The sequence below is a fragment of the Xanthomonas massiliensis genome (genome assembly GCF_900018785.1).
Lineage (GTDB): Bacteria > Pseudomonadota > Gammaproteobacteria > Xanthomonadales > Xanthomonadaceae > Xanthomonas_B > Xanthomonas_B massiliensis.
Window position 1 is genome coordinate 1,077,582 of the sequence record NZ_FCOY01000006.1, and the last position, 24,053, is coordinate 1,101,634.

Sequence of the window (24,053 nt, forward strand, 5' to 3'; positions counted from 1 at the left end):
CCGGCCCCGCACCCGGCAGGTGCTAGACTGCCGCTTTGTTTACCGCAGTGCCGCATCCATGCAACTCACCCTGCTGAAAACCAAGATCCACCGCGCCGTCGTGACCCATTCCGAGCTCAACTACGAGGGCTCGATCGCGATCGACGACAACCTGCTGCGTGCCACCGGCATCCGCGAGTTCGAGCAGGTGCACATCTGGGACGTGACCAACGGTGCGCGCTTCACCACCTATGCGATCCGCGCCGAGGCCGGCAGCGGCGTCATCTCGCTCAACGGCGGCGCCGCCCGCCACGTGCAGGTGGGCGACGTGATCATCGTCGCGGCCTTCGCGGTCATGAGCGAGGCCGAGGCCGCCAACTTCAAGCCGAAGCTGGTCTACGTCGACGCCAACAATCGCATCGCCCGAACCAACGACACCATTCCCGTACAGGCCGCATGAGCCACGACACCGGATTCGACGCGCTTCACGACCACGCCCGCCGCCTGGCCGGCGTGTCCATCCGCCAACTGCTGGCCGACGCGCCCGGCCGCGAACGCGACCTGGCGCTGCGCGTCGGTCCGGTGTACCTCAACTTCGCCCGCCAGGGCTACGACGCTGCCGCGCTGGAAGCCTTGCTGGCCCTGGCCGGCGAACGCGACGTCCCAGGCGCCTTCGCGCGCCTGTTCCGGGGCGACCAGGTCAACGTCACCGAGCACCGCGCCGCGCTGCACACCGCGCTGCGCGGCGACCTGACCGGCGCGCCGGTGGCGGCGGCCGCCGCCGCCGAGGCGACCGAGGTGCGCGCACGCATGCGCGCCCTGGTCGATGCGATCGAGGACAGCGACATCACCGACGTGGTCAGCGTCGGCATCGGCGGCTCGGACCTGGGGCCACGGCTGGTAGTCGATGCGTTGCGCCCGTTGCGCTCGGACCTGCGCGTGCACTTCGTCTCCAACGTCGACGGCGCGGCCATGCAGCGCACGCTGGCGGGGCTGGATCCGGCGCGCAGCGCCGGGGTGCTGATTTCCAAGACCTTCGGCACCCAGGAGACGCTGCTCAACGGGCGCATCCTGCACGACTGGCTCGGCGGCGCGGGCCGCCTGTTCGCGGTCAGCGCCAATCCCGAGCGCGCCGCGCAGGCCTTCGGCATCGACCCGGCACGGGTGCTGCCGATGTGGGACTGGGTCGGCGGCCGCTACTCGTTGTGGTCCGCGGTGGGCTTCCCGATCGCGATTGCCATCGGCAGCGAGCGCTTCGACCAGTTGCTGGCGGGCGCGGAGCTGATGGACCGGCACGTGCTGGACAGCGCGCCGGCCCGCAATGCCGCGGTGCTGCACGGGCTGACCGAGGTGTGGAACCGCAACGTGCTCGGCCGCGCCACCCATGCCGTGCTCACCTACGACCAGCGCCTGGCGCTGCTGCCCGCCTACCTGCAGCAGCTGGTGATGGAGAGCCTGGGCAAGCGGGTGGAGCTGGACGGTACGCCGGTGCAAGGCGATACCGCCTCGGTGTGGTGGGGCGGGGCCGGCACCGACGTGCAGCACAGCTTCTTCCAGGCGCTGCACCAGGGCACCAGCGTGGTGCCGGCCGATTTCATCGGCACCGTGCACAACGACGATCCGTACCTGGAGAACCACCAGGCCCTGCTGGCCAACCTGCTCGCCCAGACCGAGGCGCTGGCGAACGGCCAGGGCAGCGACGACCCGCACCGCGTCTATCCGGGCGGTCGCCCGAGCACGCTGATCCTGCTCGACGCGCTGACCCCGCAGGCACTGGGCGCCTTGATCGCGCTGTACGAGCACAGCGTATACGTGCAGTCGGTGATCTGGGGCATCAATGCCTTCGACCAGTTCGGCGTGGAGCTGGGCAAGCAGCTGGCCGGGCAATTGCTGCCGGCCGTGCAGGGGCAGGGCGAGGCGCCGGCCGATCCGGTCACGCGCGAGGCGCTGGCGCAGATCCGTACGCGCTGACCCACGCCCGGGTATCCGTGCGACGACGAGCCGGCCCATGCCGGCTCGTCGCGTTTGCGGGCTACGGGCGTTGCGGGCTGGGGCGCTTGGCCAGCTTGCGCTGCAGCGAGCGGCGGTGCATGCCGAGCAAGCGTGCGGCGGCGGAGATGTTGCCCCCGGTCTCGTGCAGGGCCTGCTGGATGTGCTCCCATTGCAGGCGGTTGAGCGGGGTCATCTTGCCGGGCAGCTCCTCTTCCGGGGCTTCCTCGGCCTGCACCGGCCGGGCGACCGGTTCGCCCTCCAGCCCGAGCGCGCGCAGGATCATCTGCACTGTCGCCGGCTTGGGCAGGTAGTCGTCCGCGCCGAGCTTGATCGCCTCCACCGCGGTGGCGATGCTGGCGTAGCCGGTCACCAGCAGGATGCGCATGTCCGCGCGCAGCTCGCGCAGCGGCCGGATCAGGGCCAGCCCGGACTCGCTGCCCAGCTTGAGATCCACCAGTGCGAAGTCCGGCGGTTGCGCGCGGGCCACGTCCAGCGCCTGCGCCGCGCTCTCGCAGGCGGTGACCTCGACCTCGCGGCGGGCGAGGGCGCGCTGCAGGGTGCGCAGGTACAGCGCGTCGTCGTCCACGGCGATGCCGCGCAGGGGCAGTTCAATCATCGGAATCCTCCTGATCCTGCAAGGGCAGGCGGAAGCCCACCCGGGTGCCCGGTCCGTCGCCGGCCGGACGCATCCACAGGTCGCCGCGCAGGCGTTCGACCGTGGCATGGGAAAGCGCCAGCCCCACGCCCATGCCGTGCGGCTTGCCGCTGCCGAACAGGGTGGTGCCGGGCAGCAGCGGGCGCGAGGTGTCGAACCCGGCCCCGTGGTCGCGGACTTCGCCGTACAGGGTGCCGTCCTCGATGTGCAACGTCAGGTCGATGCCGGGCCGCTGCGCGGCCTCGCCGGCATCGGCCGCGTTGTTGAGCAGCACCTGCAGCAGGTGGCCGATGGCGGGTTCGACCCGGCGCTGGAGCGGCGCATCGGCATTGCAGTCCAGCTGGACGGTGGGCCGCACCAGCTGCCATTGCTGCAGCACGTAGGCCAGCGAAACCGGCTGGCGGCGGCGGCTGTCGGCCGGGGCCGCCAGGGCCTGGACCTTTTCCCGGCACTGCGCCAGCAGGTCGTCGAGCGTCTCCAGGTCCTCGCGCGTGACCGGATCGTCCGCCTGCTCGGCCATGTCGCCGACCAGCAGGGTCATGGTCGCCAGCGGCGTGTTCAGTTCGTGCGCCACCGACGCGGCATGGGTCGCCAGGGCGACGATGCCCTCGTTGCGGGTGAAGCGGTCGCGCAGCACGGAAAGCTCGCGCTCGCGTTCGCGCAGCGCGCCCGACAGGCGGGTGGAGAACACCAGCACCACCACCGTGGTGATCAGGAAGCTGGCGGCCATGCCGCCCAGGTGCAGGCTGCGCGGATCCAGGCGCCCGCCCGGCAGGGGCAGGCCGAAGACCGCGCTGACGGCGTAGCCGACCACGCTGGCGGCGGCCACGGCGATGGTCCAGCGCGGCGGCAGGGCCATCGCCGCCAGCGCCACCAGCACCACGAACAACGAACCGAACGGATTGGCCAGTCCGCCGCTCCAGCCCACCATCCAGGTCAGGATGGTGATGTCCACCAGCAGGTGGCCGAAGGCCGTGGCCGGGCCCACCTCGCCGCGCAGCCAGTGCGAACTCAGCCCGGCATAGAGGTTGAACAGCGCCAGCGCCGCCACGCCCGCCCACAGCGGCCCCAGCGGCAGCGGCAGGCCGAAGACCTCGGTGGCCACCACGATCGTCGCCGCCTGGCCGGCGGTGGCCAGCCAGCGCAGGCTGCACAGGGTGCGCAGGAAGGAGGCGTCGATCGCATTCATCGCGCTACATGCTATGCGCTGGCCGCCGTTCCTGCCGTGACGCCGGAGCGCTTGCGACAAAGCGTCGCAACGCGGGCGGCGACGGGACACACCGCGTTCACGCCGCTGCCGCGCCGGCACCGGCCGGCACGATAGAATGCGCGCATGCAACACGATGCCGTGACCCGACCGACCCCGCCCGCCAGCGCCAGTGCCTGGCCCCGCCGCGTCACCCAGGCGGTGAAGGTGGGCAACGTGACCGTGGGCGGCGGTCATCCGGTGGTGGTGCAGTCCATGACCAACACCGATACCTCCGACGTGGACGCCACCACCCGCCAGGTGGCCGAGCTGTGGCGCGCCGGCTCGGAAATGGTGCGCATGACGGTGAACACGCCGGCCGCCGCCGCCGCGGTGCCGCGCATCGCCGAGAAGCTGGCGATGATGGGTATCCAGGTGCCGTTGATCGGCGATTTCCACTACAACGGCCACCAGCTGCTGGCCGGCGAACCGGCCGCCGCCGAGGCGCTGGCCAAGTACCGCATCAATCCCGGCAACGTCGGCTTCGGCAAGAAGAAGGACCTGCAGTTCGCCCAGCTGATCGAGTTCGCGATCCGCTACGACAAGCCGGTGCGCATCGGCGCCAACTGGGGCTCGCTGGACCAGTCCCTGGCCGCGCAGCTGATGGACGAGAACAGCCGGCGCGAGGTGCCGTGGGACGCCGGGCGGGTGCTGCGCGAGGCGCTGATCCGTTCGGCGGTGGATTCGGCCGAGCGCGCGGTGGAACTGGGCCTGGCGCGCGACCGGATCATCCTGTCGGCCAAGGTCTCCGGCGTGCAGGAATTGATCGCGGTGTACCGCGACATGTCCGCCCGTTGCGACTTCGCCCTGCACCTGGGCCTGACCGAGGCCGGCATCGGCTCCAAGGGCATCGTCGCCTCGTCGGCGGCGCTGGCGGTGCTGCTCCAGGAAGGCATCGGCGACACCATCCGCATTTCGCTCACGCCCGAGCCGGGGCAGCCGCGCACCCAGGAGGTCGTCGTCGCCCAGGAGCTGCTGCAGACCACCGGCCAGCGTGCCTTCACCCCGATGGTCACCGCCTGCCCGGGCTGCGGCCGCACCACCTCCGAGTTCTTCCAGGAGCTGGCCAAGGTGGTGCAGAACCACGTGCGCGAGAAGATGCCGGTATGGCGCGTCACCCACCCGGGCGCGGAGAACATGACCCTGGCGGTGATGGGCTGCGTGGTCAACGGCCCGGGCGAGTCGCGCCACGCCAACATCGGCATTTCCCTGCCGGGTACCGGCGAGGCGCCATCGGCACCGGTGTTCGTCGACGGCGAGAAGACCGTGACCCTGCGCGGCGAGCACATCGCCCAGGAATTCGTGGAACTGATCGACCGCTACGTCGAGGACAAGTACGCGCGTGGGGCCGCCGCGGCCGGCTGAGCCGGGCAGGCAGGGGCGCCGGCCGGCACGGGCCGGGCGGGGACGGCCTGCCGCATGGTGGTTCGCCGTCGTCCTGCCGGCGGCCGTCTTCGCCGGACTGGCCATCGCCACCGGCCGCGCGGGGCCCCGGGGATTCGACGTTTCGCCGATGGCGTGGCTGTACGACCATGCCTCGCCTGGCCTGGATCGCTTCTTCGCACAGGTGGCCCGTGCCGGCTACGAGGGCGGGGTGATCCCGGCCGACATCCTGCTGCTGGCAGGCCTGGCGGCGGTGGGGCGTTGGCGGGCCTGGCGTTTCGCGGCCGTCTCCCTCGGCGGCTCGGCCTTGCTGGTGATGGCGGCCAAGCGCCTGCTGCGGCGCGAACGCCCGGCGTTGTGGGAGACGATCCCGCAGGAGACCACCTGGAGCTTCCCCAGTGGCCATGCCACCGCCTCGATGGCCCTGGCGGCGGTGCTGGTGCTGCTCGCCTGGCCCACCCGCGCCCGCTGGCCGGTGCTTCTGGCCGCACTGGCCTTCGTGCCGCTGGTGGGCCTGTCGCGACCCTACCTGGGCGTGCACTACCCCTCGGACATCCTCGCGGGCTGGTGCCTGGCGCTGGCCTGGGTGGCAGCCGCGTGGCTGCTACTGCATCGCCGCGGCGCAGCGGGCTAGGGCGCGCTCGCCGGTGCCGGCTTGCCGTGCCGGCACCGGCCTGGCAGGGTGCATGCCGGGGTTCAGGGCATCTTCGCCGCTTCCGCCGTGACCGGCGGGAGGGCGGCCTGCGACGTCGCAGTGAGGTTGCGCGCCAGGAACGCTTCCAGGCGACGATAGAACTCGACGTTGTTCTGGTCCTTGTAGAAGCCGTGTCCCTCGCGCGGGACGGCCATCCATTCCGGCGCGTTGCCGGCCTTTTCCAGGGCGGCGCGCATGGCCCTGGCCTGCGCGAACGGGGCGCGCTGGTCCTGCTCCCCATGTGCGAGCAGGACCGGGACGTGGATCTGGCCGGCGAGATTGACCGGCGAATTCCGCGCCAGGACCGCGTCGTCGCTGCCGATGGCACGGACCAGATAGTTGCGCCCGTATTCGCTCTGGCGGATGTCGCCCTTGGCGTACATCATCTTCAGGTCGTAGATGCCGGCCAGCCCCGCGGCGCAGCGGAACAGTCCCGGTTCGCGCACGGTGACCATCATCGCGGCATAGGCACCGAAGCTGGCGCCGTAGGCGCAGATGCGCCCGCGCTCGGCCATTCCCTGGTCGATCGTCCAGTGGACCCCGTCGAGCAGGTCGTTCTGGACCGCATCCCCCCACTGGCGATAGCCGGCCTTCTCGAAATCGTTGCCGCGCCCCTGGCTGCCGCGGTAGTTCACCTGCAGGACCAGGTAGCCGCGGCTTGCCAGGAACTGGGCATCGCTGTCGAAAGCCCAGCGGTCGCCGGGTGCGTGCGGACCGCCGTGGGGCAACAGCACCATCGGCAGCGGCGCGCCGCCGGGCTGGCGTCCGGGCGGGAAGGTGAGCACCGCATCGAGGGTCATGCCGTCGCGTGCCTGGAAGCGCACCAGCCGGCGCTCGCCCAGGCGCTCCGGCGGCAATTCCGGCCGGACCAGGAGCAGGCGGTGCAGCTTGTTGGCCGCGCGTTCGTACAGGTACCAGCCCCCCGCGTCGTGGTCGCTGGATATGCGCATCAGCACGTGGCTGCCGTCGGTGCTGTAGTCGACGAATTCGATCTGCCGGCCCGGCAGGCCCGCACGCAATGCCTGGTGCAGCTGCGTCTCCTCGCCATCGGCCAGATACAGGGCCTGCGATCCGCCGCTGCTGGCACCGACCGCGAACGGCACGGCCGGGCGATTGCTCCATTGCAGGTCGTCCATGCTGTAGAACGGGTCGGAGGCGATCACCGTCCTGTCCTGGCCGTCCAGGCCACTGGAGACCAGGGCCACCGGCCCGCCCTGGCCGTAATAGCCGAAGGCCCTCTTCCCGTCGCGGGACAGGGCGACCGGGATCCACGACGCCTGCACCTGGGGCATCGGCTTCCAGACACCGCGATCATCGACGGAGAACAGCTGGTTGTCGTCGTTTTCGTCCGTGCCATAGGCGTAGCGCGGCGTGCCCTGCGCGTCGAGCACGAAATCCAGGTCCGGAACCGGCACGTCGGCCACCAGGCGGCTGGAGCCGGACTCCGCATCGATGTCGTAGAGCATCGAATGATGGCTGTCGGGCGAGTACTGGCGCATGTAGAAGCGGCCATTGGGCATGGGCGGCAGCCCCGCGATGTAGCCGAATCCCCTGCTCAGCCCGACCACGCGCCCCGTCTGCTGGTAGCCGTAGATGTAGGTCTGGCGGGTACCGTCCAGGTCGGTGGCGATGATTTCCCCCGTCGGCCAGGGTTTCTCCAGCGAGCCCACCTTGCGGCCCTTGCCGATGACCAGGCGCCGCCCGCTGACCCAGGCGATCTGCACGGCGAGTTCGTAGCGCGGCAGGCGCAGCATCGACACCGGCTTCATGTCCGCGGTCCGGTACACCAGCACCGCGTAGTTGCCGTCGTCGTAGGCGGCGTTGGCCGCCACGTACTGGCCGTCGGGCGACAGGCGGGGAGAGGAGATGGGGGGCGATTGCGTGAATGCCTCGATCGGCAAGGCGCCTCCGCCCGGCTCGGCCGCCACCGCGCCGCCTTGCAGCAGGCCCCATCCGCAAAGCCCCAGCAGGACCATTCGAGCCAATCCGTTCATTGCCGCTCCCCCTGATTCGAAAAATTAACGAATCATAAATAAATCCAGGCGCGAGGCAATCCCCGGAACCGTGGTTCGTGATCCGCGCCACGGCCGCGGATTTCACTCCGCCGGCTTGGTCCCTGCGGTGGGGGTGATGGTGGCGGCGTGGCGGGCGAGGCGGGCCTCGCGCTGGGCGATGTAGGCGTTGGCGCCGAGGATGATCGCCGCGCCGATGCCGGTGCCCCAGTCGAGCGGCTCGTCGAACAGCAGCCAGCCGAACACCACCACCAGCGGCAGCTGCATGAAGCTGATCGGCTGCAGCGCGGAGATCTCGCCGATCTTCAGCGCCCGGGTCCACAACAGCTGGCCCAGGGTGCCCAGCACGCCGGTGGCGGCCAGCCACAGCCAGCCGGTGGCGTGGGGCCAGGTCCACTGGAACAGTGCCGGGACCAGCGACATCGGCACCCAGAACAGGTAGGTGTAGAAGACCACCGTGTCCGGCGGATCCATCCGCGCCAGCTGCTTGATCTGGATGGCCACCAGCGCCGAGAGCATCGCCGCCGACAACGCCACCAGCAGCCCCGGGCTGAAGTGGCCCCGGCCGGGATGCAGGATCACCAGGACGCCGACGAAGCCAGCCAGCACCGCCAGCCAGCGGCGCAGGCGCACGTTCTCGTTCAACCACAACGCCGCGGCGATGGTGACGAACAACGGCGTGGAATAGGACAGCGAGATCGCCTGCGACAGCGGCAGGTGGGCGATGGCCCAGAAGCCGCACAGCATCGAGGCCAGGCCGATCAGCGTACGGATGAAGTAGCGCGGCAGATGGCGCGTGCGCGGCAGCGCATGGCCGGGGCGCAGCACCAGCGGCAGCAGGGCCAGCAGGCCGAAGAAATTGCGGAAGAAGGCGATCTCGGTGGTCGGCACGCCGGTACCGGCCGACAGGCGGATGGTCACCGCCATCATGCCGAAGGCCAGCGTGCTGGCCAGCATCAGTAGCGCGGCACGAATGGCGGTGGGCATCACCAGCGCGCTCCCACCAGCAGCGGTTCCGGTTCCAGCTCGATGCCGAAGCGCTCGCGCACCGAGGCGGCGATGCGCCGCGCCAGGGTCAGCAGCTGCGCGCCGGTGGCGTGGCCGTGATTGACCAGCACCAGGGCATGGTCGGGGGAGACGCCGGCGTCGCCGTCGCGGAAGCCCTTCCAGCCGGCCTGCTCGATCAGCCAGGCGGCGGAAAGCTTGCGCCGTTGCGCGTCGTCGCCCGGGTAGACGGGCAGGGTGGGCCAGTCCTGCCGCAGCACTTCGGCCTGTTCCACGGTCACCATCGGGTTCTTGAAGAAACTGCCGGCGTTGCCGAGCCGGTCCGGGTCGGGCAGCTTGCGCCGGCGGATGCGGATCACTGCCTCGGCCACGTCGGCCGCCACCGGCTGGGCGATGCCCATCGCCGCCAGCTCCTCGCGGATGCCGGCGTAGTCCAGGCGCAGCGGTGCCAGCAGCGGCAGGTTGAATTCCACGGCCACCACCAGGTAACGCCCGGGCTCGTGCTTGAACAGGCTGTCGCGGTAGCCGAACCGGCACTGCTCGCGGTCCAGCCGCACGAACCGGGCCTGGTCGCGGTCCCAGGCCTCGACCACGTGCACGAACTCGCCCATCTGCGCGCCATAGGCGCCGATGTTCTGCACCGGTGCGGCGCCGACGCTGCCGGGGATCAATGCCATGTTCTCCAACCCGGACAGGCCGGCGGCGAGCGACTCCATCACCAGCGCGTGCCAGGGCTTGCCGGCGCCGACGCGCACGATGGCGTGGTCGGCGCGGTGCTCGAGCACCTCCATGCTGCCGTCGCCGAACACCAGCACCGTCGCCTCCGGATCGCCGGCCAGCAGCACGTTGCTGCCGCGGCCGAGCGGCAACAACGGGCGCGCGGCCAGTTCGGGCAGCGCCAGCGCCTGGGGCAGTGCCTCCGCCCGATCCACGCGCAGCAGCAGCGGCGCGGTCGCGTCGACATGGAAGGTATTCAGTGCGCGCAGCGGGGCGTTCCGGAGCAGCGTCCAGGCGGGAGTCATCGAGGCAGGGCAACCGGCAGGATCAACGGGGAATGGGGTCGCGGCGGCGGCGCATGGCCTCCACCGATTCGGCGACCAGCGCCGGACCGCGGTAGACCAGGCCGCTGTAGAGCTGCACGAGCGCGGCGCCGGCGGCCATCTTGGCGGCGGCGTCGGCACCGGACATGATCCCGCCGACCCCGATGAGAGGGACGGATTCGGGCAGGCGCGCGCGCAAGCGGCGCAGCACCAGCGTGGCCTGGCCCATCAGCGGCGCGCCGGACAGGCCGCCGGCCTCGCGCGCCAGCGGTTCGTCCTCCACGCCGACGCGGGCGATGGTGGTGTTGGTGGCGATCACCCCGTCCACCGCCAGGTCGCCGAGCACGCGCGCGGCCGCGTCGATATCGCGGTCGTTCAGGTCCGGCGCCACCTTGACCAGCAGCGGCACATGGCGGCCGTGGCGCGCCGCCAATGCCGCCTGGCGCTCGCGCAGCTGGCTCACCAGATTCCGCAGGGCCTGTTCCTCCTGCAGTTCGCGCAGGCCGGCGGTGTTGGGCGAGGAGATGTTGACGGTCACGTAGTCGGCCAGCGGGTACACCTTCTCCAGGCAGGCCAGGTAGTCCTCGGCCGCGCGTTCGTTGGGAGTGTCCTTGTTCTTGCCGATGTTGATGCCGAGCACGCCGCGGTCGCGCCGCCGCACCTGGGCGACGTTGCGCACCAGGGCGTCCACGCCGAGGTTGTTGAAGCCCATGCGATTGACGATCGCGCGGTGACGCGGCAGCCGGAACAGCCGCGGCCGCGGGTTGCCCGGCTGCGGCCGCGGCGTGACCGTGCCGACCTCCACGTGGCCGAACCCGAGCCCGAACAACGCGTCGATGTACTCGCCGTTCTTGTCCAGGCCGGCGGCCAGGCCGACCGGGTTGGGGAACTGCAGCCCGAACGCACGGGTCGGCATCGGCGCGATCCGCGCCGCGGCCAGGCGGCCCAGGCCCAGGCGCTGCAGGCGATCCAGTGCGCCCAGGCCGAGATCGTGGGCGCGTTCGGCGTCGAGACCGAACAGGAACGGACGGGCGAGGGAATACATGGTCACGGCGAACGGGGCGGGGGCAAGGTACCGGCGAAGGCGCGGGTCACGTGTTCGAACATGATGCGCCCGTCGCCGCCGGCGTGTGCGTCGAACAGCTCGCGCAGCGCGGCCAGCATGGGCGCGTGCGCGGGATGGCCCGCGCGGGGCGCGAACGAGGACGACAGCAGGCGGCCACGCAGGGCCTCGAAGTCCATCGGCTGGTCGTTGCGCAGGCGGCAGGCGCCGCGCCAGCCGGCGCCATACCACGCACGCATCGTCGCATCGTCCGGATGGCGCTCGGCCACGGCGGTGTAGTCGGTGCCGTAGGTGAGCAGCAGGCGCTCGTAGCCGCCCATGAACGGCGAATCGAACAAGGGGGTATTCCAGAACACGAGGGCCAGTCCGTCCGGCCGGAGTATCCGCGCCCATTCCCGGCGTACCGCTGCCGGGTCGAACCAGTGGAAGGCCTGGCCGCAGGCGACCAGGTCGACGCTCGCGGCAGGCAAGGTCGTCGCCTCGGCACGTCCGTCCACCGCCGAGAACCCCGGGAAACCGGCCAGGTCGCGCTCGGCCACCGCGCGCATGGCGGCGTTCGGTTCCACCGCCACCACGGGATGGCCGGCCTCCAGGAACGGGCGCGAGGACAACCCGGTGCCCGCGCCGATGTCGGCCACGCGTGCGGCGGGGGGAACGCCGAGCTCGCCGTGCACCCAGTCCAGCAGGCCGGGCGGATAGCCGGGGCGGAAGCGCGCGTAGTCCTGTACGCGCCCGTCGAAACGCGCAGCGGTGGCGGGAGGGGTGGCCATCAGCTGTGCAGGTGCGCCAGCCAGGCCAGCCCGCCGAAGAAGACCACCAGGACGAACAGGGCCAGCACGGCCAGGGCCACCATCAGCCAGCCCAGCACCAGCCCGGCGACCGCCAGGCCATCGCCGTCCATCTGCGGGTCGCGCCGGATCTCCGCGCGCGCCATGTGGCCGGTGACGATGGCCACCAGGCTGCCGAGGAAGGGGATCACGCTCCAGCCGAGGATGCCGAACACCAGGCTGAGAACGGCGAGGGTACTGGTGCGGCGTGGCACGGTGCTGTTCATCGGATTGTCCTTGCGAGGGTCGCGATCACAGGTCGAACTTGATGCCCTGCGCCAGCGGCAGCGAGTCGGAATAGTTGATGGTGTTGGTCTGGCGGCGCATGTAGACCTTCCAGGCATCGGAGCCGGACTCGCGGCCACCGCCGGTGTCCTTCTCGCCGCCGAAGGCGCCGCCGATCTCGGCGCCGGAGGTGCCGATGTTGACGTTGGCGATGCCGCAGTCGCTGCCGGCCGCCGACAGGAACGTCTCGGCCGCCTTCAGGTTCTGGGTGAAGATCGCCGAGGACAGGCCCTGCGGCACGCCGTTCTGCATGTCGATCGCCTCGTCCAGCGTCGAATACTTCATCACGTACAGGATCGGGGCGAAGGTCTCGTGCTGCACCACCTCGTCGCTGTTCTTCAGGCCGGTGACGATCGCCGGCAGCACGAAGTTGCCGGGGCGATCGAGCGCGGTGCCGCCGGTCTCGATCGTGCCGCCGGCGGCCTTGGCCTTCTCGATCGAGGCCAGGAACTGCTCGACCGCGCCACGGCTGTTGAGCGGGCCCATCAGGTTGGCCGGATCGGTCGGGTCGCCGATCTTGCCCTCGACCTGCTTGTAGGCCCTCACCAGCGTGGCCAGCACGGTATCGTAGATGGATTCGTGCACGATCAGCCGGCGCGTGGTGGTACAGCGCTGGCCGGCGGTGCCGACCGCGCCGAACACGATGCCGGGGATGGCCAGCTTCAGGTCGGCGGTCTCGTCGAGGATGATCGCGTTGTTGCCGCCGAGCTCCAGCAGGCTGCGGCCCAGGCGGCGCGCCACCTTCTCGGCGACGATGCGGCCGACCTGGGTCGAACCGGTGAAGCTGATCAGCGGCACGCGCGTGTCGTCCACAAGCTTCTCCGACAGCTCGGTGCCGGCGTCGTTGATCAGGAAGAAGATGTCCGGGAAGCCGGCCTCGGCCAGCGCCGCGTTGCAGATCTTCATCGTCGCGATCGCGGTCAGCGGCGTCTTGTTGGACGGCTTCCAGATGCAGATGTCGCCGCAGATCGCCGCCAGGAACGCGTTCCAGCTCCACACCGCGACCGGGAAGTTGAACGCGCTGATGATGCCGACCAGGCCGAGCGGCTGGTACTGCTCGTACATGCGGTGGCCCGGACGCTCGGAATGCATGGTGTAGCCGTACAGCATGCGGCTCTGGCCGAGCGCGAAGTCGGCGATGTCGATCATCTCCTGCACTTCACCGTCGCCCTCGGGCTTGCTCTTGCCCATCTCCAGCGCCACCAGCGAACCGAGCGCGTCCTTGTTCCGGCGCAGCGCCTCGCCGCACAGGCGCACGGCCTCGCCACGGCGCGGGGCAGGGGTGGTGCGCCAGACCTTGAAGGCTTCCTGCGCGTGCGCGACCACGCGCTCGTAGTCCTCCACCGGGGTGGCCTGCACCTCGGCGATGACCTCGTTGGTGGCCGGGTTCAACGGCCTGAGCGTGCCGGCGCCGGCGGCATCGGACCAGCGGCCCTGGCCGAGGTAGGTGCCGGAATTGGACGCGGCGAGGTCGAGCGCCTTGAGCAGATCTGCGGACATCATGTCTCCTGGGAAGCGAGGCGGAAGACGCGCCGGCGCCCCCGCGGAGGCGGATCGCGTCGGGGCAGGGATGTTAACAGAGCGGCGCCGTCCTACCCGCCGCGCCGCTCGCGCCAAGCGCGCCTCACCGCTTAGGATGGATCATCTCCCCGACGCCCAGGATACGGAACATGGCCAGCGCCCCTTCCCGCGGCACGACCTCGGTCTGGCTCGACGACGAATACCGTTACGGGCGCATCACCCGGCTGCTGCACTGGAGCATGGCGGCGATCCTGGCCTGGCAGCTGGGCGGCATGCTCGTGAAGCTGGCGATCGGCCGCACGCCGTTGACCGCGTTCCTGGTCGGCACCCACGTCCCGTTGGGCGCCGTGCTGATGGCGCTGGTACTGGCGCGGGTGGCCTGGGCCCTGGTCAACCTGCGCCGCCGCCCGTCGCACGGCACCGGTCTTGCAGGCCTCGCGGTGCGCCTCGGGCACGGCCTGCTCTACCTGCTGATGCTCGTCATTCCGGCCCTGGCGCTGATGCGCCACTACGGCAGCGGGCGCGCCTTGAAGCCGTTCGGAATCCCGATCTGGGAGGCGGCGCCCGGGCGCGACATCGCCTGGATGAGGCCACCGGCGGAGATGCTGCACGGCCCCTTGGGCTGGATGCTGCTGGTGCTGATCGTCGGCCACGTGGTTGCGGCGCTGGCACACCGCTTCGTGCTCGACGACGGCGTGCTGGCCCGCATGCTGGGGCGCGGAAGCAGCGCGACATGACCGGAAAAACGGGAATGGCGTCCCCACGGGGATTCGAACCCCGGTCGCCACCGTGAAAGGGTGGTGTCCTAGGCCTCTAGACGATGGGGACGTTTGGCAGATCGGCCGCGGGCCCGAGCGGCCGGCGGCGAAGAAATGGTGGAGCCAGCCGGGATCGAACCGGCGACCTCTTGCATGCCATGCAAGCGCTCTCCCAGCTGAGCTATGGCCCCACGAAATGCATCGTGACGAGAACTTCGAGTTGTCGACAAACTTCGTTGGGGCGAAGCTTGATCAGTGGCGTCCCCACGGGGATTCGAACCCCGGTCGCCACCGTGAAAGGGTGGTGTCCTAGGCCTCTAGACGATGGGGACGCTTTAAATCCTTACCCATCCAGACAGGCCTAGTGCCTGGAAAAGTTGGTGGAGCCAGCCGGGATCGAACCGGCGACCTCTTGCATGCCATGCAAGCGCTCTCCCAGCTGAGCTATGGCCCCACGCGGCGGGAGGAGCGAAATCATAGCCATGCCCTTCACCCTGCGCAAGCTTTTTCGTGCATCCGATGCGCGGCCATGGGCGAGGGGCACAACCACCGGCGTGACACGTGCCGCGGCCGCACGCGATGGCGGAAGCGTTCCATCGATGCCAGCCGCATCGCCCCCTGTTTCGCAGGCGAGGAGTCATGGCATCGCGAAGTAGTAGATGGACAAGTTCCTGGAAGCCTGGGAGACGGCTCCGACAGGCGAAGATGGACGAGGTCCGGGTACAGCGCACCTCACCCCAGGCCCGCCGTCCGCCTGGATATCGACTTCCTCTGGTCCAACGAGATCGAACTATTGGCTGCCAATGACAGCAGATGGAGCAGCCCGGGAGGCACGTGCGAATCGCGGCAACAAGACGACCATCCGACTCACACCAGACACTGTGTGCCTCGGGACGTCTAGAACTGCAAAACAGGCCACCGACGCAGACAATCCATGGCGACAGTCATGGTTGCTGGAGCAGATCGCAACAGAAGTCATTGGGCGCAGAGGGCCGAACCGGTAGTGCATCTTCGAGATCCCTTAAATTACATAATATGCATGATCTCCGCACTTGCGCCGTGCAAGTGATTGATCTCCATGTGATTTCCGGCATGTGCTGCAGGAATCGTGATTGCCACGACTGCCAGCACTGCTGCCACCGCCCCGAGCCTTTCCAGCGTCGATCTCCATAGTTGCCGCTCGGCAGGGGATTCCGCGCGTTCGGCGTGGATCTTGGCCATCCATGTCGGGCCGTCCAGCTTTCCTAGAGCGCACAGCTGCGCAATTCGTTCGTCTGGCATTGGCGCTGCTCCGTGCCTCCAGGCGTGCAAGGTCTGTCGTTTTACTCCGATCCTCTCTGCTAAGCCCATGTCTGAATTGAATTTTCCGGCCTCTCGCACCTGATCGATTAGTTCAGCTATGGCATTCATGTCAGGATTCCAGTTGACATTGGGTCAGGACATCAGCTTACATCCCCTTCGTCAGGACGCTTCCTGACGCCACGGCCCCGGTTTTCCCCTGGCCGGGCCGTGGCCTTAGGGGAGGGGAGGGTCGCTGCTTAATTGTGACCCGTCACGATAAGGGTGTGGATCGTGTCGGAGCCGCTGTTTCCTGTCGCGCTTGCCGGTGCCTTGGGTGCTTACGTCCTGGCCTTGCACTTTGTCGATGACGCCAATCGAGCTTTGTTGATCGCCCTGGTCTTGATGTCGGCGATCTACGTCGTCGCCATTTTCATCTCGGGTGGTCCCTGTGATCGGTGAGTGCGCCTTCTGCGGCGAACCTTCGGTCCAGCTATTTGAGGGCCGGATGTGCATTGCGTGCACTACTGACCGCAATGCTTCCCTTGTCCTCGTGGACCCGCCCAGGCCTCAGGAGCGCTTTGCTGAGTTCGATCGTCAGGTCGGGCTCATGGTCGCGTCTCAGCGCCGCACTGATGAAGCTACCGCTGCCCTGCATCGTCAGAAGCGGCTTGCGGGCACGTCGTTGGCTGAGTACGTCCGTGCCAAGCCCGTGAAGCTGACCCCTGAGGGCCGCCGCGAAGCGGCGGCCCTTGGGCTTGTCAATTACAAAACAAGTGACACGCAACAAGTTCCAGCGGTCCTCTCGTTAGAGATCGACCCGCTCCTCACCCGCGCGAACCGGCTTCGCAAGTCGGTCATCACTTCGGCACGCCTACATGATCAAGAAGCAAAAGTCGGTGGCTTTCGAGGCGCTTGGTACTTCCTCACCCTCACCTACCGAGACGGATGCGATAGCAGCCCTCGTCACGTTAGCGAGCTACTTAAGCGCATGCGGGGCCACTTCAATCGCGCTCGATCTCGGACCCAACGGTGGGCGCGTGAAAGCTTCCGTTACGTATGGGTCGGCGAGCTTACTCAGCGCCTGCGCCCGCACTATCACGTGATGCTGTGGGTGCCTCGTGGCATGTACTTCGGCAAGGTCGATCAGCGGGGCTGGTGGCCTCACGGCCTAAGCCAAATCGAGCGTGCACGTAACTGCGTCGGCTACTTGGCAAAGTACGCAAGCAAGTTCACCAGCGTCACCGCTGGTGCATTTCCTAAGGGGTTTCGCACGCATGGCGTTGGTGGGCTCAGTCAAGAGTCGCGCCGCGAGCTGCGTTGGTGGAAGGCCTCAAAAGAAGCCCGTGAGTTCCTCGGCGAGGCGGCCGATGTTCGCAAGTGCAACGGCGGGTGGTTCGACAGGCTTACCGGGGAGTTCTGGCCGTCCCCGTGGAAAGTCACATTTGTCTTTGGCCGGACTATTGCATGGAAATTGGTGACCCTATGAAGGTTCAGATCCTCAATACGAACGTGGAAACCCGTGTCATCCCCGCGAACGACAAGCGGGGTGAGTTGACATTTCGCACCCAGGGTGCGGCTTTCGAGCGTCCGGGCAATTTCGTTTTGCCTTTCAAGCTCACGCTCGATGACGAGCAGGTGCCGTATCCGCCCGGCGTGTATGAGGTGGATCCGGAGTCGTTGCAGGTCGATGAGTTCGGCGCTCCGGGCTTCGGTCGTCGCATCAAGCTCATCGCCCTGGATACCGGCAAGTCCTCGGCAAGGGCGGCTTAATCCGTGCGCCCGGTCGAGTTCTGGTTGCTCGCGATCTGGTCGGCGGTGATGCGGCTGACGGCATCGGGCAACACGTCCCTTCTGTTCCTGGTGCTGACGTTCGTGGCGGTGTGCTGCGCGCTGTTGGCTTCGTTCAAGTCGTTTAAGCGTGATGCGTCACGTAATCAGATTCCGTTGGATTTGAGGTAGCGCGATGGGTGCTTTCCTGGTTGCTGTCTTGGTCGCCGGATCTCACGCGCTCTGTTGGGGTGCGTTGATCGGAGCTTGTTTCTTCGTGTCTTTCGGTCTTGTTCGGTGGGTGCGGTGGCTGCGCCTTGCTGAGTACCGTCGCCGTGATGCGGAGTTTCGGGCTTATGCCCTGGTTGCTGAGGCGCGTCGGGAGGTCGCTCGTCGATGAAGGTCCTGGCCTGTGTTGCGTACGACGACACCAGTGATACGTGCACGTCGCAGGCGTGGGTGGAGCAGCCGGGGCTATTGCCGCCGCTTTCGGTTGCTCAGGGGCTCCAGTTGTCCGGGTTGATGGTGTCGATTGCCATGACGGCGTGGGGCTTCAAGTTCGTTCGGCGGTATCTCAGCCCTCGGTCCTGAGGGCATTTCTCAAGGAGCGTTTTATGGAAAAGCAGCATCCGTCCTCGGCCCCGCGTGTCTCGCTGGGCAAGAAGATCCTGGTCGGGTCTGGCATGGCCATGGCCGCCGGTCTGGCGTGCGCCCAGTCTGCGGGCAGCGTGGACGTGTCGGCGGCGACGTCGGGTCTCCAGCAGGTCGCCACCGCCGTGGGCGAGGTGGGTCCGCTCATGGTCAGCGCCGTGGCCGCGGGCATCGTCTTCAAGTGGGTCATCGCCTTCCTGATCTGACCTGTCCTGGCGCTGTTCTGTAGTGGGGCAGGGGGGTCATTCGGCCCCCTTGTCTTTTCGGAGGCTTTTATGTGGAACGACTACGCGGGTTGGCTGGTGCTGCTGAGCACCTACATGGCCATGCGGATCATTTCGGGGGATTGACGTGCGCACTTCGATTCGGGTGAGGCTTGCTGCGCTGCTGTCGTTTCTTTCGTTGGCGTTGCTGGTTAGCGCGTCAGTTTCAGCTGCTGATCAGGGCAGTGCTTATCAGGCGTGCATGAGCTATGTCAATTCTTTGGTTCCTGCCTCAGGCGTCACGGTGAGCGCGCGCGGGTGCACTTTGAGTGGTTCTGCCACCTTAGGAAACTATCGCGCTTGGTGGACTTATAGCGACGCAAATAACACCAATTTGACCGTGCCCGTGGGCAATTATTTCAACTTCTCCAATGCCTGTTCGGCTCGTAGCAACTTGCCGGCTTCAATGACGAAGGGCGCTAGCGGTGTTGGCGGTATTGCATGTTCGGACGGATGCAAGTTCGTTCCGGTGGGAAACATCGCGTCGGTGCAGCTTGGATCAGGTCCCGTATACACGTCCGCTACGTCTGGCTGGAGGGCTGATGGGGGCACTTGTTCTGCTGGTGATGGCTCTGGTGAAGAAGTCAGCGCCGATCAGGATTGCACGCAGCAAGGCTCGCTTACGCAGTGTATGAAGAAGGATGGGCGGCAGTGCGTTACCGCGTCGAGCGGTAAGCAATTTTGCTGGAAGCAAACTGAGCAGGGCGTCAAGTATAGCGAGAATGATGCGGCGGCGGCGGTTCAGGGCAGTGCGTCTATTAACGCACCTACTACTAGGCCGGCTAATGGTGGTGAATGGACCTCGGGCCCTAGCGGGACGGTAACTACTACTTCTGGCGGATCATCTACTGTTACTAATATTTTGACGTGGATTTCCTCTTTTGGCTCTGAGGGTGATGGCAAAGCTGAGGGAGACGAAAATAAGGATGGTCAATCTCCTACTGCGGCAACGGGCGCGGGTTGCGATGTTTCTTCGTTTCAGTGCTCGGATATGTCTAGTGTCGAATGCAATCAATTGATTCAAACGTGGTATTTGCGTTGCAAGGGAGTTGAGTTAAATGGTGGCGCTAATTGTGATGCGCCGCCGACGTGCACTGGTAACGCGTCCGATTGCTATGTCGGTCAAATGCTCTGGAATATGCGCTGTGAGGGTAAATCGGATGCTGAGGCGGGTTCGCCTAATACTGGATTCGATAACGAAATGGGGGCGGAGGGTGATGGATCTGATGAGCCGGATGTTTCGAATATTGGTACGGGCGATACGGCCGATCAGGGGATTTCCATGTGGCAGGAAAAGGATATTTCCGATGAGCTGAGTAAGCTTGATGCGTCGGGCTTTCTTTCTGGTTCGGATCAGTGCCCTCAGCTGCCGTCGTTCAAGGTGGGGGCTGCGAGTTTCACGATTAGCATGGACCCGATTTGTTCGATCTTGCGGAATGTGGGAATTATGGTGATGGCGCTGGCTTATTGGCTGGCGATTCGGATTCTCGCTAAATCCAAGTAATCGCGGCTGCGGTGCAGAGAAAGCCAAAGGCGTCTGCGCCCAGCCGCGTTAACCTTCTGAGGTGTTTATGGCTTGGTTGCTCGGTATTTTCAGTTGGATTCGTCGGATTGGACCGCTGGTACTTCGTATTTTTCGGGCTGTCCGTGGTTCACGGATGGGCAAGTGGATCATCTTCTATTTAATGGTTTATGGTGGCGGTATTGTCGCCAAGATCATTAAGTTTCTCGGCCTTTCGTTCGTTGTTAATAAGTGGGTGACGCCTACTCTTACTAATTGGTTTGCTGGTAAGTTTGCCGGCTTGGATGCTACGTGGATTGTTTATATCAAGATGGTCAAGCTTGATTCGGCTATTACTGTTGTTCTTTCGGCTATTGCTATTGCCGCGGCATCTAATGTTGCTGCCGCTAAGCGTTCGGATGCTTTGAATCAGCCGCTATGAAGAAGCCCCTAATCATTGCGCCTTTGAATGTTATTACCGGCACTTTGGGAGCTGGTAAAACTCTTTTTGCAATTGAGCAGGCCGATTTGCTTCTTAAAAATAAGCTTGCGGATCGCGTTTATCAGATCGGAATTAATGGCGCTGATACTCGCAAGCTGCCTGTTTTGCCTTTTCCTATTGAAGAATGGGCTATTCGTGCTGATCGAGGTGAGTTGAAAAACACGGTTATTATTGTCGATGAGTTTCATAAATGGATGCCGCAGCGCGGTCCTGGTCGTCCGCCGAAGTGGATTGAGGAGATGGCGGAATCTCGCCGCCGTGATGTTCGTTGGATTCTGTTAACTCAGTCTGGTGAGTTCGATCATTTCTTAAAGGGGACGCGGCTTAACAAGCACTTTCATCTTTCGCGTAAGGGTTTCATGGCGCGTTCGACTATTTTTGAATGGTCTGAGCGTTTTGTCGGTAATCCTGCGGAGAATAAGGAAGCTCGCAAGGAAGCTATTGTTTCTAATTGGTGGCATCCTAAGAAGTATTATGATTGGTATGAATCGGCTTCAGCGCATCGTTTTCGTGTTCGGTTGCCGCTGCGTATTTGGGCGCTTTTGATTATTGTTCCGGCCATCTTGTGGTTTGGATTTCGTGGGGCTCGTACTATGTCCTCGATGGTTGCTGGTAGTACGCATCTCGCTGCGCCTCCAAAGGTCGATCAGGTTTCCTTGTCGGGTAGTAGTAGCACTGCGGGTGCTAGTTCGGAGCAGGGTACGCGTATTCAGGCCACTACTGACCCTGGGAAGTATCTCGCTCAGTTTCAGCCTGTTGTGCCCTATATGCCGTGGTCGGCGCCCGTGTATCAGGGTAGGGATGTGGTCGCAAAGCCTGAGATTTATTGCATGTCGGTTGGCCAGGATGGCCAGGACGGGTGCCACTGCTATAGCGAGCAGGCCACGAAGCTATCTGTGCCGATTGAGATTTGCCGGTCTGTCGCGCGGGAGGGTGTTTACAACCCGTACCGTGATCCTCTGCAGCCCGGCGTCGCTGTCGCCTCGTCTGACGCTGCTCAGGCGCCTTCTGCGGCTCCGGCTACTGCAGCTATTTCCGCGGCTGAGCGGGGGCAGGGCACGTTTCCGGAGTCCAAGCCCTATGAATCTTCCTTGCCGTCTGCCTCGCTGTAGTTCGCGGTGATCTCGATTGATGTCATTATATTATTGTATCGCGTCACTTATATCCAATCATCATTATACAATCGTGATGCGCCACGATAATATGATGATGTTAACTGGCGAGGATTTAGTGATGCGTGATGAAAAGGACCCCGGCACTCTTGAAATGTCACTTCCTCGCAAGCGTGGGCGTCCGCCTAAACATGCTTCGGGTCCGATGGATCCGGCTGCGCGTGCGCGGGAATATCGCTTCCGTCGAAAGTTCTGCGTTGATCCTGTCGACACGATGAGTGATGCGTCACTATTTGATTCACTGAGGTGGTACTTGCGTCGTCCTGGTTCGGACCCGGATCGTCAATCGGGTCTTGATATGTACATCGAGGAATTGGTGAAGCGTCACCATTCTGGCCATGAAGATATTTATCGACTGAGGAAAAAGTGATGCTCTACGAAATTCAGAAGATCATCGCCGGCGTCGTCGTCCTCGTCTTGGGCGCACGCCTGGCCTGGTGTGAGTTTCGTTATCGCTCCGGTCGTTCTGGTCGCTGACCGGGGGTGTAGGGGGCTCGCCCCCTACGCAAGCGCCTCACCCGCGCGCACGATCGTTCAGCGCCTGCCGCAGTAGGATCACCGATGCCGTTCCCGCGTCCCGCCTCGTCACCCTGTTGCAAGCCCGCTTTTCCTCCATCATCCGGCGCCATTCTTGTGCCAGTGCTGCAGTGAGTGAGATCCACGCCAGATCTTCTGGCAACAGCCTGCGGCCTTCGGGTGTCACGAGGGCATCGTTGTCGAATGAAAAACCGGCCCAGCGGCCGGTCATTTTTTGGTTACGCATGTGCCGGGATCCATCCGGCGGCCCAGCTTCGTCGGATCGCGGTGAAGCGCGCGCGGATTCGCTCCCTCACGCGTGACATAATATGCATTATGCGAAATGAGAAATTCTGCGAGGCGACTCCGATGGATCTGGATGTGGCTCGTCTCTTGCTTGCCTCAGCGTCCACCCAAGGAAACGGAACTCCAGGCATGAGCGAGATCGACCCCACCGAACGCACCGAACTGACCGCCCTTGGGCCGGTTTTGGTTTCCAGGGTGGCCACATGTGGACACCCAAGAGCCACAGCCTGTTCCCCGAGGACATGGCCTGGTGGTCCCTGACCTGCAACATCGCCAGGGAATGGCGGTTGATGATGGCCGAAGCCCGCGATGCGGCCGCTTGATCGGCGGATGCCCCGGAACCCTCGTGGCGTAAGGATCCGCACGTGATCAATTTGCGAGACGTGCTCCGGCAAAGACGCGAGCATGGTCAAGGGGAACGCGCGAAGTCGCTGACCGAGTAACCGTTGTCCGTTCCACGTGCAGGCCGAGGCGCTACCGCTGCGGGGACACATCGTCCACTGGAGATCTCCTGCCCCCTACAATGCCTCCCGGATCCACAGGGGGAGCCATGGAACGCCAAGAACCCAAGTTCGGCAAAAGCCCGGACATGAGCGGGATCGAGTTCAGAAACGGCACCTGCCGCGGTGCGCAGTACCAAGCCAGTAGCACCAATGACGGGCTGGTCTGGAAGGTAGCGATCGGCGTCTTCATTGGCATGTCGCTATGCCTGTTGGCCACCTGCACCCTCCTCGGAATCGGCGCATCGGCCGTGGCCGAAGAGCAGGAAAAAGCCCAGCGCACCGCCGTCGAAAAGTTCATCAAAGACGCAAATGACCCTGATCCATTCGGTTGGCAAAAGCGAGCGGAGCAGCAGAGCCGAGAGGAAATAAGGGCGAAGGCACTCAAGCCCGGCCAGCGATGCATCCAGGGCCAGCGGTTCCAGCGTGTCGAGAACGGTTGGGTGCAACTCCCCCGCGAACCCTGCTGAACCAGGGCTTCAACCGCTTACGCGAAAGGATCTCGTGGACAACCAGGACCTGGACAGACCGGCCCGCTCGGCGGCGATCCTCGTAGAACGCCGCTTTGCCGGGTAGCGACGGGCAGGTTCAGCGACGAGGCACCAAAGCGCCTACGCGGGACTCCTTCGCCTCGTCCCTTTCCCGAAGTCCATGGGACGACTCGGACCCACGCTCACGGCTAACGGCACGCCGCGGCCACCCGGTCGTCCCAGCGCCGGGTCAGGGCGAACGTGCGCTTCATGCCCGCAGCCTCGAATGCGGCGGTCCTGGCCAGCTTTTCCCGTTCGCATGGCGAGACCACGGATGCCGATTTGCGGGTCGACACTCTGGACCGGGCCTGGCGCTGCGATGACGGGCGATTGCGTTGCCACAGCTGCTCGTCGATCTGCCGCAGGCTTTGCTGCACGGCCGGATCCACAGGGTCCGGCGTCGCATCCCACGCGCGGAGGATCTTTCCGGAACACGGCTCGGATTGATAGACCGGCCCTGCGCCCTGTGCGACCTGTGCGCACTTGTAGACCTGCTGCGACCAGGCCGGCATCGAGGCCAGCATCGCCGCGGCCACACACCATCGCACGTCCATCGCCACCTCCTGTCCTGCGTGCACGATAGTGGTGGTGCCTGCCCAGTGGG

The 24,053-nt window shown here is 65.8% G+C and carries 27 protein-coding genes and 4 tRNA genes; 15 read left to right on the forward strand and 16 right to left on the reverse strand.

The annotated features are described in order from the left end of the window. Positions 1–58: 58 nt before the first annotated feature. Together panD and pgi are read left to right on the forward strand one after the other, a co-directional pair. The gene (gene panD / locus BN3794_RS07860; RefSeq protein WP_066095732.1) at positions 59–439 is read left to right on the forward strand and encodes an aspartate 1-decarboxylase; all 381 of its coding nucleotides are present in this window, start codon (positions 59–61) and stop codon (positions 437–439) included. Further along, entirely contained in the window at positions 436–1,950 is a 1,515-nt protein-coding gene (gene pgi, locus BN3794_RS07865; protein ID WP_066095735.1) for a glucose-6-phosphate isomerase, read from the forward strand. The genes panD and pgi overlap by 4 nt, the downstream gene beginning before the upstream one ends. 61 nt (positions 1,951–2,011) lie before the next feature. Here pgi and BN3794_RS07870 read toward each other — a convergent pair whose 3' ends face one another. Both BN3794_RS07870 and BN3794_RS07875 read right to left on the reverse strand, forming a co-directional pair. Then, on the reverse strand, positions 2,012–2,587 hold the full coding sequence (locus BN3794_RS07870) for a response regulator transcription factor (protein WP_066095740.1): 576 nt from the start codon (positions 2,585–2,587) through the stop codon (positions 2,012–2,014). Continuing rightward, positions 2,580–3,815, reverse strand: a complete 1,236-nt coding sequence (locus BN3794_RS07875; protein WP_066095743.1) for an ATP-binding protein — start codon at positions 3,813–3,815, stop codon at positions 2,580–2,582. The genes BN3794_RS07870 and BN3794_RS07875 overlap by 8 nt, the downstream gene beginning before the upstream one ends. A gap of 144 nt (positions 3,816–3,959) precedes the next feature. Between BN3794_RS07875 and ispG the strand changes: the two genes are divergently transcribed. Continuing rightward, positions 3,960–5,237 (forward strand): flavodoxin-dependent (E)-4-hydroxy-3-methylbut-2-enyl-diphosphate synthase, encoded by a 1,278-nt coding sequence (gene ispG / locus BN3794_RS07880; RefSeq protein WP_066095746.1) that lies wholly within the window; start codon positions 3,960–3,962, stop codon positions 5,235–5,237. 148 nt (positions 5,238–5,385) lie between these two features. Beyond that, positions 5,386–5,889: a phosphatase PAP2 family protein gene (locus tag BN3794_RS16930; protein ID WP_066095748.1), complete on the forward strand. Its 504-nt coding sequence runs from the start codon at positions 5,386–5,388 to the stop codon at positions 5,887–5,889. A gap of 62 nt (positions 5,890–5,951) precedes the next feature. Here BN3794_RS16930 and BN3794_RS07890 read toward each other — a convergent pair whose 3' ends face one another. The 7 genes from BN3794_RS07890 to amaB all read right to left on the reverse strand — a co-directional run bounded on the left by BN3794_RS07890 (position 5,952) and on the right by amaB (position 13,681). Then, the gene (locus BN3794_RS07890) at positions 5,952–7,925 is read right to left on the reverse strand and encodes an alpha/beta hydrolase family protein (protein ID WP_066095750.1); all 1,974 of its coding nucleotides are present in this window, start codon (positions 7,923–7,925) and stop codon (positions 5,952–5,954) included. A 120-nt stretch (positions 7,926–8,045) separates the two neighbouring features. Beyond that, positions 8,046–8,948, reverse strand: a complete 903-nt coding sequence (locus tag BN3794_RS07895; protein ID WP_066095754.1) for a DMT family transporter — start codon at positions 8,946–8,948, stop codon at positions 8,046–8,048. Further along, positions 8,948–9,988, reverse strand: a complete 1,041-nt coding sequence (murB, locus tag BN3794_RS07900; RefSeq protein ID WP_066095756.1) for a UDP-N-acetylmuramate dehydrogenase — start codon at positions 9,986–9,988, stop codon at positions 8,948–8,950. Before murB ends, BN3794_RS07895 begins: the two co-directional genes overlap by 1 nt. Positions 9,989–10,010: 22 nt before the next feature. Continuing rightward, positions 10,011–11,051 (reverse strand): quinone-dependent dihydroorotate dehydrogenase, encoded by a 1,041-nt coding sequence (locus BN3794_RS07905; protein ID WP_066095757.1) that lies wholly within the window; start codon positions 11,049–11,051, stop codon positions 10,011–10,013. A gap of 2 nt (positions 11,052–11,053) precedes the next feature. After that, positions 11,054–11,839, reverse strand: coding sequence for a class I SAM-dependent methyltransferase (locus BN3794_RS07910; protein WP_066095760.1), 786 nt, complete (start codon positions 11,837–11,839; stop codon positions 11,054–11,056). Beyond that, positions 11,839–12,123, reverse strand: a complete 285-nt coding sequence (locus BN3794_RS07915; RefSeq protein ID WP_066095763.1) for a DUF4190 domain-containing protein — start codon at positions 12,121–12,123, stop codon at positions 11,839–11,841. The genes BN3794_RS07910 and BN3794_RS07915 overlap by 1 nt, the downstream gene beginning before the upstream one ends. A gap of 25 nt (positions 12,124–12,148) precedes the next feature. Continuing rightward, entirely contained in the window at positions 12,149–13,681 is a 1,533-nt protein-coding gene (gene amaB / locus BN3794_RS07920) for an L-piperidine-6-carboxylate dehydrogenase (RefSeq protein ID WP_066097159.1), read from the reverse strand. A 170-nt stretch (positions 13,682–13,851) separates the two neighbouring features. Here amaB and BN3794_RS07925 point away from each other — a divergent pair, with 170 nt between their 5' ends. Further along, complete coding sequence (locus BN3794_RS07925; protein ID WP_066095766.1) at positions 13,852–14,439, forward strand: cytochrome b; 588 nt, start codon at positions 13,852–13,854, stop codon at positions 14,437–14,439. 15 nt (positions 14,440–14,454) lie between these two features. Here the strand turns inward: BN3794_RS07925 and BN3794_RS07930 are convergent. The 5 genes from BN3794_RS07930 to BN3794_RS15880 all read right to left on the reverse strand — a co-directional run bounded on the left by BN3794_RS07930 (position 14,455) and on the right by BN3794_RS15880 (position 15,870). Then, positions 14,455–14,530 (reverse strand) — tRNA-Glu (locus BN3794_RS07930). A 45-nt stretch (positions 14,531–14,575) separates the two neighbouring features. Beyond that, positions 14,576–14,651: transfer RNA gene (locus BN3794_RS07935), tRNA-Ala, on the reverse strand. Between the two features lie 65 nt (positions 14,652–14,716). After that, a tRNA-Glu gene (locus BN3794_RS07940) sits at positions 14,717–14,792 on the reverse strand. 46 nt (positions 14,793–14,838) lie between these two features. Next, positions 14,839–14,914, reverse strand: a tRNA-Ala gene (locus BN3794_RS07945). Positions 14,915–15,486: 572 nt separating this feature from the next. After that, positions 15,487–15,870 carry a DUF3693 domain-containing protein gene (locus BN3794_RS15880; RefSeq protein WP_078059645.1) on the reverse strand — a complete coding sequence of 128 codons (384 nt, stop codon included), beginning with the start codon at positions 15,868–15,870 and terminating at the stop codon, positions 15,487–15,489. Positions 15,871–16,032: 162 nt separating this feature from the next. Here BN3794_RS15880 and BN3794_RS16615 point away from each other — a divergent pair, with 162 nt between their 5' ends. The 9 genes from BN3794_RS16615 to BN3794_RS16360 all read left to right on the forward strand — a co-directional run bounded on the left by BN3794_RS16615 (position 16,033) and on the right by BN3794_RS16360 (position 21,967). Further along, the gene (locus BN3794_RS16615; RefSeq protein WP_160330905.1) at positions 16,033–16,200 is read left to right on the forward strand and encodes a hypothetical protein; all 168 of its coding nucleotides are present in this window, start codon (positions 16,033–16,035) and stop codon (positions 16,198–16,200) included. A gap of 46 nt (positions 16,201–16,246) precedes the next feature. Beyond that, on the forward strand, positions 16,247–17,227 hold the full coding sequence (locus tag BN3794_RS15885) for a YagK/YfjJ domain-containing protein (protein WP_078059646.1): 981 nt from the start codon (positions 16,247–16,249) through the stop codon (positions 17,225–17,227). Beyond that, positions 17,224–17,511, forward strand: a complete 288-nt coding sequence (locus BN3794_RS07950) for a single-stranded DNA-binding protein (RefSeq protein ID WP_078059647.1) — start codon at positions 17,224–17,226, stop codon at positions 17,509–17,511. Before BN3794_RS15885 ends, BN3794_RS07950 begins: the two co-directional genes overlap by 4 nt. A gap of 3 nt (positions 17,512–17,514) precedes the next feature. After that, on the forward strand, positions 17,515–17,700 hold the full coding sequence (locus BN3794_RS16345; RefSeq protein ID WP_147675701.1) for a hypothetical protein: 186 nt from the start codon (positions 17,515–17,517) through the stop codon (positions 17,698–17,700). A gap of 422 nt (positions 17,701–18,122) precedes the next feature. Next, positions 18,123–18,365 (forward strand): major capsid protein, encoded by a 243-nt coding sequence (locus BN3794_RS07960; RefSeq protein WP_066095772.1) that lies wholly within the window; start codon positions 18,123–18,125, stop codon positions 18,363–18,365. Between the two features lie 259 nt (positions 18,366–18,624). Then, positions 18,625–19,926: a virulence factor TspB C-terminal domain-related protein gene (locus tag BN3794_RS16350; RefSeq protein WP_160330906.1), complete on the forward strand. Its 1,302-nt coding sequence runs from the start codon at positions 18,625–18,627 to the stop codon at positions 19,924–19,926. 67 nt (positions 19,927–19,993) lie between these two features. After that, positions 19,994–20,365: a DUF2523 family protein gene (locus tag BN3794_RS16355; RefSeq protein ID WP_147675703.1), complete on the forward strand. Its 372-nt coding sequence runs from the start codon at positions 19,994–19,996 to the stop codon at positions 20,363–20,365. Continuing rightward, positions 20,362–21,537 carry a zonular occludens toxin domain-containing protein gene (locus BN3794_RS15890; protein WP_078059648.1) on the forward strand — a complete coding sequence of 392 codons (1,176 nt, stop codon included), beginning with the start codon at positions 20,362–20,364 and terminating at the stop codon, positions 21,535–21,537. The genes BN3794_RS16355 and BN3794_RS15890 overlap by 4 nt, the downstream gene beginning before the upstream one ends. A 121-nt stretch (positions 21,538–21,658) precedes the next feature. Then, positions 21,659–21,967 carry a hypothetical protein gene (locus BN3794_RS16360; protein WP_160330907.1) on the forward strand — a complete coding sequence of 103 codons (309 nt, stop codon included), beginning with the start codon at positions 21,659–21,661 and terminating at the stop codon, positions 21,965–21,967. A 144-nt stretch (positions 21,968–22,111) separates the two neighbouring features. Here BN3794_RS16360 and BN3794_RS15895 read toward each other — a convergent pair whose 3' ends face one another. Next, the gene (locus BN3794_RS15895; RefSeq protein ID WP_078059649.1) at positions 22,112–22,360 is read right to left on the reverse strand and encodes a DUF3653 domain-containing protein; all 249 of its coding nucleotides are present in this window, start codon (positions 22,358–22,360) and stop codon (positions 22,112–22,114) included. 609 nt (positions 22,361–22,969) lie between these two features. On the opposite strand from BN3794_RS15895, the gene BN3794_RS16690 reads away from it, so the two are divergent. Beyond that, a complete protein-coding gene (locus BN3794_RS16690) occupies positions 22,970–23,389 on the forward strand; it encodes a hypothetical protein (RefSeq protein ID WP_066095778.1) in 420 nt (139 codons plus the stop codon). Positions 23,390–23,598: 209 nt separating this feature from the next. On the opposite strand, the gene BN3794_RS16620 is transcribed toward BN3794_RS16690, so the two are convergent. Continuing rightward, positions 23,599–24,003, reverse strand: a complete 405-nt coding sequence (locus tag BN3794_RS16620; RefSeq protein ID WP_160330908.1) for a hypothetical protein — start codon at positions 24,001–24,003, stop codon at positions 23,599–23,601. Between the last annotated feature and the right edge of the window lie 50 nt (positions 24,004–24,053).

Excerpts from the sequence above, each read along its gene's own strand:
- panD (WP_066095732.1), top strand. The coding sequence starts at position 59 with ATGCAACTCACCCTGCTGAAAACCAAGATCCACCGCGCCGTCGTGACC.
- pgi (WP_066095735.1), top strand. The coding sequence starts at position 436 with ATGAGCCACGACACCGGATTCGACGCGCTTCACGACCACGCCCGCCGC.
- BN3794_RS07870 (WP_066095740.1), bottom strand. The coding sequence starts at position 2,587 with ATGATTGAACTGCCCCTGCGCGGCATCGCCGTGGACGACGACGCGCTG.
- BN3794_RS07875 (WP_066095743.1), bottom strand. The coding sequence starts at position 3,815 with ATGAATGCGATCGACGCCTCCTTCCTGCGCACCCTGTGCAGCCTGCGC.
- ispG (WP_066095746.1), top strand. The coding sequence starts at position 3,960 with ATGCAACACGATGCCGTGACCCGACCGACCCCGCCCGCCAGCGCCAGT.
- BN3794_RS16930 (WP_066095748.1), top strand. The coding sequence starts at position 5,386 with ATGGCGTGGCTGTACGACCATGCCTCGCCTGGCCTGGATCGCTTCTTC.
- BN3794_RS07890 (WP_066095750.1), bottom strand. The coding sequence starts at position 7,925 with ATGGTCCTGCTGGGGCTTTGCGGATGGGGCCTGCTGCAAGGCGGCGCG.
- BN3794_RS07895 (WP_066095754.1), bottom strand. The coding sequence starts at position 8,948 with ATGCCCACCGCCATTCGTGCCGCGCTACTGATGCTGGCCAGCACGCTG.
- murB (WP_066095756.1), bottom strand. The coding sequence starts at position 9,988 with ATGACTCCCGCCTGGACGCTGCTCCGGAACGCCCCGCTGCGCGCACTG.
- BN3794_RS07905 (WP_066095757.1), bottom strand. The coding sequence starts at position 11,051 with ATGTATTCCCTCGCCCGTCCGTTCCTGTTCGGTCTCGACGCCGAACGC.
- BN3794_RS07910 (WP_066095760.1), bottom strand. The coding sequence starts at position 11,839 with ATGGCCACCCCTCCCGCCACCGCTGCGCGTTTCGACGGGCGCGTACAG.
- BN3794_RS07915 (WP_066095763.1), bottom strand. The coding sequence starts at position 12,123 with ATGAACAGCACCGTGCCACGCCGCACCAGTACCCTCGCCGTTCTCAGC.
- amaB (WP_066097159.1), bottom strand. The coding sequence starts at position 13,681 with ATGTCCGCAGATCTGCTCAAGGCGCTCGACCTCGCCGCGTCCAATTCC.
- BN3794_RS07925 (WP_066095766.1), top strand. The coding sequence starts at position 13,852 with ATGGCCAGCGCCCCTTCCCGCGGCACGACCTCGGTCTGGCTCGACGAC.
- BN3794_RS15880 (WP_078059645.1), bottom strand. The coding sequence starts at position 15,870 with ATGAATGCCATAGCTGAACTAATCGATCAGGTGCGAGAGGCCGGAAAA.
- BN3794_RS15885 (WP_078059646.1), top strand. The coding sequence starts at position 16,247 with ATGTGCATTGCGTGCACTACTGACCGCAATGCTTCCCTTGTCCTCGTG.
- BN3794_RS07950 (WP_078059647.1), top strand. The coding sequence starts at position 17,224 with ATGAAGGTTCAGATCCTCAATACGAACGTGGAAACCCGTGTCATCCCC.
- BN3794_RS07960 (WP_066095772.1), top strand. The coding sequence starts at position 18,123 with ATGGAAAAGCAGCATCCGTCCTCGGCCCCGCGTGTCTCGCTGGGCAAG.
- BN3794_RS16350 (WP_160330906.1), top strand. The coding sequence starts at position 18,625 with ATGAGCTATGTCAATTCTTTGGTTCCTGCCTCAGGCGTCACGGTGAGC.
- BN3794_RS16355 (WP_147675703.1), top strand. The coding sequence starts at position 19,994 with ATGGCTTGGTTGCTCGGTATTTTCAGTTGGATTCGTCGGATTGGACCG.
- BN3794_RS15890 (WP_078059648.1), top strand. The coding sequence starts at position 20,362 with ATGAAGAAGCCCCTAATCATTGCGCCTTTGAATGTTATTACCGGCACT.
- BN3794_RS16360 (WP_160330907.1), top strand. The coding sequence starts at position 21,659 with ATGCGTGATGAAAAGGACCCCGGCACTCTTGAAATGTCACTTCCTCGC.
- BN3794_RS15895 (WP_078059649.1), bottom strand. The coding sequence starts at position 22,360 with ATGCGTAACCAAAAAATGACCGGCCGCTGGGCCGGTTTTTCATTCGAC.
- BN3794_RS16690 (WP_066095778.1), top strand. The coding sequence starts at position 22,970 with ATGGAACGCCAAGAACCCAAGTTCGGCAAAAGCCCGGACATGAGCGGG.
- BN3794_RS16620 (WP_160330908.1), bottom strand. The coding sequence starts at position 24,003 with ATGGACGTGCGATGGTGTGTGGCCGCGGCGATGCTGGCCTCGATGCCG.